The sequence below is a fragment of the Vibrio sp. 10N.261.55.A7 genome (assembly GCF_002877365.1).
GTDB lineage: Bacteria > Pseudomonadota > Gammaproteobacteria > Enterobacterales > Vibrionaceae > Vibrio.
Genome location: NZ_MCWZ01000130.1, coordinates 1 through 5,103, shown reverse-complemented (window position 1 = coordinate 5,103; position 5,103 = coordinate 1). Strand labels below are relative to the sequence as shown.

The window sequence follows — 5,103 nt, the reverse complement described above, 5'->3', positions numbered from 1 at the left end:
ATTGATCGCGTCTTGTATGTCCATGCCCCAATCAAAATGGGCGATCAGCGTTTTCGCCACGTAACCAATAATGCGAGAGCCTCCAGGCGAACCGACTGCCATATAGGGCTTACTATCTTGCATGACTATCGTTGGTGCCATTGAAGAGCGTGGGCGCTTACCCGGCTCAACTCTATTGGCGATCGGTGCGCCGTTTGCATGAGAAGCAAATGAGAAATCCGTTAGCTCGTTATTCAAAATGAACCCGTTACTCATGACGCGGGAACCAAATCCATTCTCAACTGTGCTCGTCATCGAGATAATATTTCCTTGGGCATCCACTATCACCACGTGCGTTGTTGAAGGCAACTCAATCGACTGGTCATCCGCCTGCACCAACACATTTTCCCAGCGAGGGTTACCGGCTTCCACCTTGCCTAGAGCTTTTCCTTTGGTAATCAGGCTTGCTCTCTTCTCTAAATAGTCAGCGTCTAACATTCCCTCAGGCATTGGTACGTAATCGGTGTCGGCGATGTAGCGCCCTCTGTCAGCAAACGCCAATCGAGAGGCATCACCAATGATTTGCCATGAATGAGGATCATCAGGCCCCATCGCAGCAAGATCAAAGTGGCTGGCAATACCCAGTATTTGCCCAACAGTGATGGCGCCAGAGCTAGGAGGCCCCATTCCACAAACATCAAACTGTTTATAAGCAAGACACGTCGAAGCGCGTTCAAGGACCTTGTAGGTTGAAAAGTCCTCCATGGCCAAGAATCCCGGGTTATCACTAATACCCGTCACTTTACTCACAATATCTTTTGCAATCTGCCCCGTATAAAAGCTATTCGCGCCTTCTTTGGCAAGCGTTTCTAACGTTTTGGCATAAGCACTATTTTTAAGTAAATGTCCCTCTTGAAGTGGCTGCCCATCGCTAGTGAAGAAGTACGCCTTCGTGTCTGGGTATCGACTGAGTCTCGCTTTGTCTCGCTCGATTGAAGAGGCCATTCTTTCTGATACCTCAAAACCCTCTGTTGCCAATTTTTGAGCAGGTTGCAGCAAATCAGACCAAGCCTGTTTACCGTATTTTTCATGCATATCCGAAATAAGCTTAACCGTTCCCGGAGTACCAACAGAGCGCCCACCGACCACAGCATCAAAGAACTTTAATGGTTTGCCGTTCTCATCTTGGAATAGTTCGGGCCTTGCTGCCAAAGGCGCTGTTTCTCGCCCATCAAAAGAGGTTAGCTGTTTGCTTTTCGCGTCGTAATAAACCAGAAACGCGCCGCCGCCTAAGCCTGAAGATTGAGGTTCAACTAAACCTAAGACGGTTTGAACCGCCACTAAAGCATCAGCTGCCGTGCCGCCTTTTTTCAGTACGTCATAACCCGCCTCTACGGCTAAAGGGTGCGCCGCGGCCACCATGAAGTTTTCCGAAACAACACTCTTTTTAGAGGTGACCTGGCTGGTAAATTCAGGGGCGACACTGTCAGCTACATCGGCACCTTGCGCACTAACGCCAGAGGAAATGAAAGCACAGGCCATACTGAGTTGGAGTAAACGAGGATTAAACATACATGTCCTTATTATTTTATTTTGAGTACCGGGTAAAGCGAACAGTCAAGATAGTCATACAACGTTATTTTCTAAGCCAATATCGTTAAACGCTTCACATTGTTTCAGTTTAGTCACTTTATCGACACATTAACTTCGTTTTAGCGACATATCTCTGTCAACAACTGAGACAAAACTAAAGGCAGGAAATCAAATAAAGAGCCCTTATATGCCAGCACATCTTTCGCAAAGCATGAAAACATGGTTGCTAAAAAATGATTCTAACCCGCCGCAATTTTTCAACACTGAAACACGTTACCAACCCAGTTTGAAAGAAAAAATAGCAACCATTCGCTCCTACCTGAACATCGACAAATTACTCAACTTCCAGCCACCTGAAATTCCCATCGTCACGATTGATAAACAAGACTTTGAACACACCACTGACGATTGTGTATACCGACTGGGTCACTCCAGTGTTTTGATGAAACTTGATGGCAAAGTCATTTTGACTGACCCCGTCTTGAGTGAACGAGCATCGCCGCTAGATTGGGCTGGGCCAAGGCGTTATCACCCCTTGCCAATTGATATTGATGCACTCCCTGAAATCGATGTGTGTCTAATCAGCCATGATCATTATGACCACCTCGACAAAGAAACGATGAAACACATTCACCATAAAGTGCGTCACTTTTACGTACCGACAAATGTGGGTCAATACCTAGCTGAATGGGGCGTGCCGGAAAGCAAGATCACTGAGTTCAACTGGTGGCAGTCTCGCAATATTCATGGGATTCTTTTTGCGTTTACCCCAACACAGCACTTCTCAGGTCGCTCCTTTAAAGAAAGAGACACGTCTTTATGGGGAAGTTGGGTAGTCAAAGCCAATCAATGCCATCTTTTCTTCAGTGGTGATTCAGGGTATTTCAGTGGATTTAAAGAAATTGGTGAACGTTACGGCCCCTTTGACCTAACGCTGATGGAGACAGGTGCTTACGATGATAATTGGGCCGATATTCATATGTTTCCAGAGCAAAGTGTTCAGGCTCATATCGATGTACAGGGGCGTTACATGATACCCATTCATAATACGACCTTCGATTTGTCATACCATGTATGGAATGAACCCTTGATGCGAGCGCAAACCGAAGCCAAGCGACGCCATGTTGACATGGTGTGCCCAAAAATTGGAGAAAAGATCGTCGTTTCTCAACTGGGAAAAGAATCAAAGCCTGGCATTTGGTGGGAGTGATAACGCCAATTATCGCTATTGAACCGACATCACAGTTGGCTTGGTAATCGATATTTCTTTCAGTAAACGAAAATCGATTGCCGCCAACGCTCAAAAAGCCACCAACCGAACCAGAATCACTGGCCATTCCTCTGTTTTGTCGCGCCAAAAAGCTTGAATGTGATAACATCCGCCACCATAAACACCATACATTCGGCATGATTTCAGCATTTGCGATTGATGAGCGAACTTTCACGCTTAACAAACTATGACTTTAGACATGAGTACCTATGATTGAAGGTACCGACAAAAAGCAATAGAGCAAACAAGTCATGTCAGCGGTGAGAACGTCACCGATAATACAACGACCAAGAGAGCGTCATCATGAACTTTGATATTAATCTAATTCCCCAAACATTCGATATGCTTCACACAGGCTTAGCCGTATCGAGTGTATTACTCCTCCTTGTCGCAGTTTCTCGTAAATCTACCGTGATCGAAAAAGTGGTTGAAAAGCCCGTTGAGAAAATTGTTGAAGTGGAAAAACCAGTAGAAAAAATTGTAGAAGTCGAAAAAGTAGTTGAAGTAGAAAAAGTGATCGAAAAAGTGGTTGAAGTAGAATCTAAGTTGGCCACAGCCTCAACGGATTCAGCCATGCAATTGCTGTCAATCATGCAACAGGAAGCGCGTTTAATCGACTTCCTTAAAGAAGATCTCACCTCGTTCTCTGACGAAGAAGTTGGCGCAGCTGCTCGCGTGATCCATACCGGTGGCCAGAAAGTACTGAATGATTATGTCTCTTTAAGCTCAGTTCGAGATGAAGAAGAAGAAACTCGTATCACCATCGAAGAAGGCTTTAACGCACAGCAGATTCGCTTAACAGGTAATGTGACTGGTTCAGCACCGTTTACTGGCACGCTTGTTCATAAAGGTTGGAAAGCAACAGACATGACTTTGCCGAAATTGGCGCAAAACTACGATGCCTCTATCATTGCTCCTGCAGAGGTTGAGCTGTAATGGAAAATCAACACACTGCAAAATACAGCGTTGGTATCGATTTAGGCACAACGCACTGCGTGCTGTCCTACACTGAGAAGCACATCGACGCGACAGAACTACCGGAAGTTCATGTTCTGCCGATTGCTCAATTGACTGCGCCTGGCACAGTAGAAAGCAAAGACCAGCTGGGGTCATTCCTTTATCAGCCTCATGAACATGAAATGAATTCAGCGTCTCGCGTTCTGCCTTGGTCTAGTGAGCCTACCGCACTTGTTGGTGCTATCGCTCGAAACCTAGGTTCAAAAACACCAATTCGACTGGTTGCAAGCGCTAAATCTTGGCTCTGCCATGGCGGCGTCAATCGACGCGATGCCTTTCTTCCTGCAGGAAGCCCTGAAGATGTAAGCAAAGTCTCGCCACTTCGGGCAACAGAGCTGTACCTTGAACACCTCAAGCAAGCTTGGGATCACACACACCCTGATGCAGCTCTGTCCGATCAGGAAGTGACCATAACGGTACCGGCATCATTTGACCCAGCGGCGCGCGATCTCACTGCAGAAGCGGCTCGCAACACTGGATTCGAACACCTGACTCTTCTAGAAGAACCACAGGCGGCACTTTATTCTTGGATCAACAACAGCGGCGACGCTTGGCGTGATGAAGTCAACGTCGGTGATATTGTTCTTGTTGTTGACGTTGGTGGGGGTACAACCGACCTTTCACTCGTCGAAGTTACCGAAGACGACGGCAACTTATCGCTTAATCGAATTGCGGTTGGTGAACATATTCTGCTCGGCGGCGATAACATGGATCTCGCCCTTGCTTACCGTCTTAAAATGAAACTGGCTCAGCAAGGTAAAGAACTGGCACCATGGCAAATTCAAGCCATGACACACGCTTGCCGTGATGCAAAAGAGTCACTGCTTAACGACGCTGATTTACACTCTGTGCCAATCGTTGTTCCAAGCCGAGGCTCTAAGCTTCTAGGCGCAACATTAAAAACAGAGCTAACACAGCAAGAAGTACAACAAACATTGGTTGATGGCTTTTTCCCAAGTATTCCTGTCTCTGAGCACCCAGTTCAAAAACCTCGCGGTGCATTAACTCAGATGGGCTTGCCCTACGCGCAAGATGCAGGCATTACGCGCCATATCGCAGCGTTTTTAACGAAACAAGCGTCAGCTCAAGGTGATCATTCATCAGAGCCAGCCGCTCAAAGCTTTGACCCATTCGCCAACATGGCTGGAATTCACGGTATGGAGAACCAGCCAGTTGCGCAAGACTTTATCAAACCAACCGCTATCTTGTTTAACGGCGGGGTGTTGAAATCAGAACTGCTAGCA

General features: G+C 46.7%; 4 protein-coding genes. 3 read left to right on the top strand and 1 reads right to left on the bottom strand.

Annotation, left to right across the window (positions count from 1 at the left end; all coding sequences use genetic code 11):
* A partial coding sequence (gene ggt / locus BCU12_RS08715; protein ID WP_347231984.1) for a gamma-glutamyltransferase occupies positions 1-1,521 on the bottom strand: 1,521 nt, incomplete at its 3' end.
* A 238-nt stretch (positions 1,522-1,759) separates the two neighbouring features.
* On the opposite strand from ggt, the gene BCU12_RS08710 reads away from it, so the two are divergent.
* The 3 genes from BCU12_RS08710 to BCU12_RS08700 all read left to right on the top strand — a co-directional run.
* Positions 1,760-2,782 (top strand): MBL fold metallo-hydrolase, encoded by a 1,023-nt coding sequence (locus BCU12_RS08710; RefSeq protein ID WP_198599290.1) that lies wholly within the window; start codon positions 1,760-1,762, stop codon positions 2,780-2,782.
* A 363-nt stretch (positions 2,783-3,145) separates the two neighbouring features.
* Positions 3,146-3,778, top strand: a complete 633-nt coding sequence (locus BCU12_RS08705) for a DUF2760 domain-containing protein (protein ID WP_102403944.1) — start codon at positions 3,146-3,148, stop codon at positions 3,776-3,778.
* Positions 3,778-5,103 (top strand): Hsp70 family protein (locus tag BCU12_RS08700; protein WP_102403943.1); only part of this gene is annotated, 1,326 nt, incomplete at its 3' end. The genes BCU12_RS08705 and BCU12_RS08700, both read left to right, overlap by 1 nt.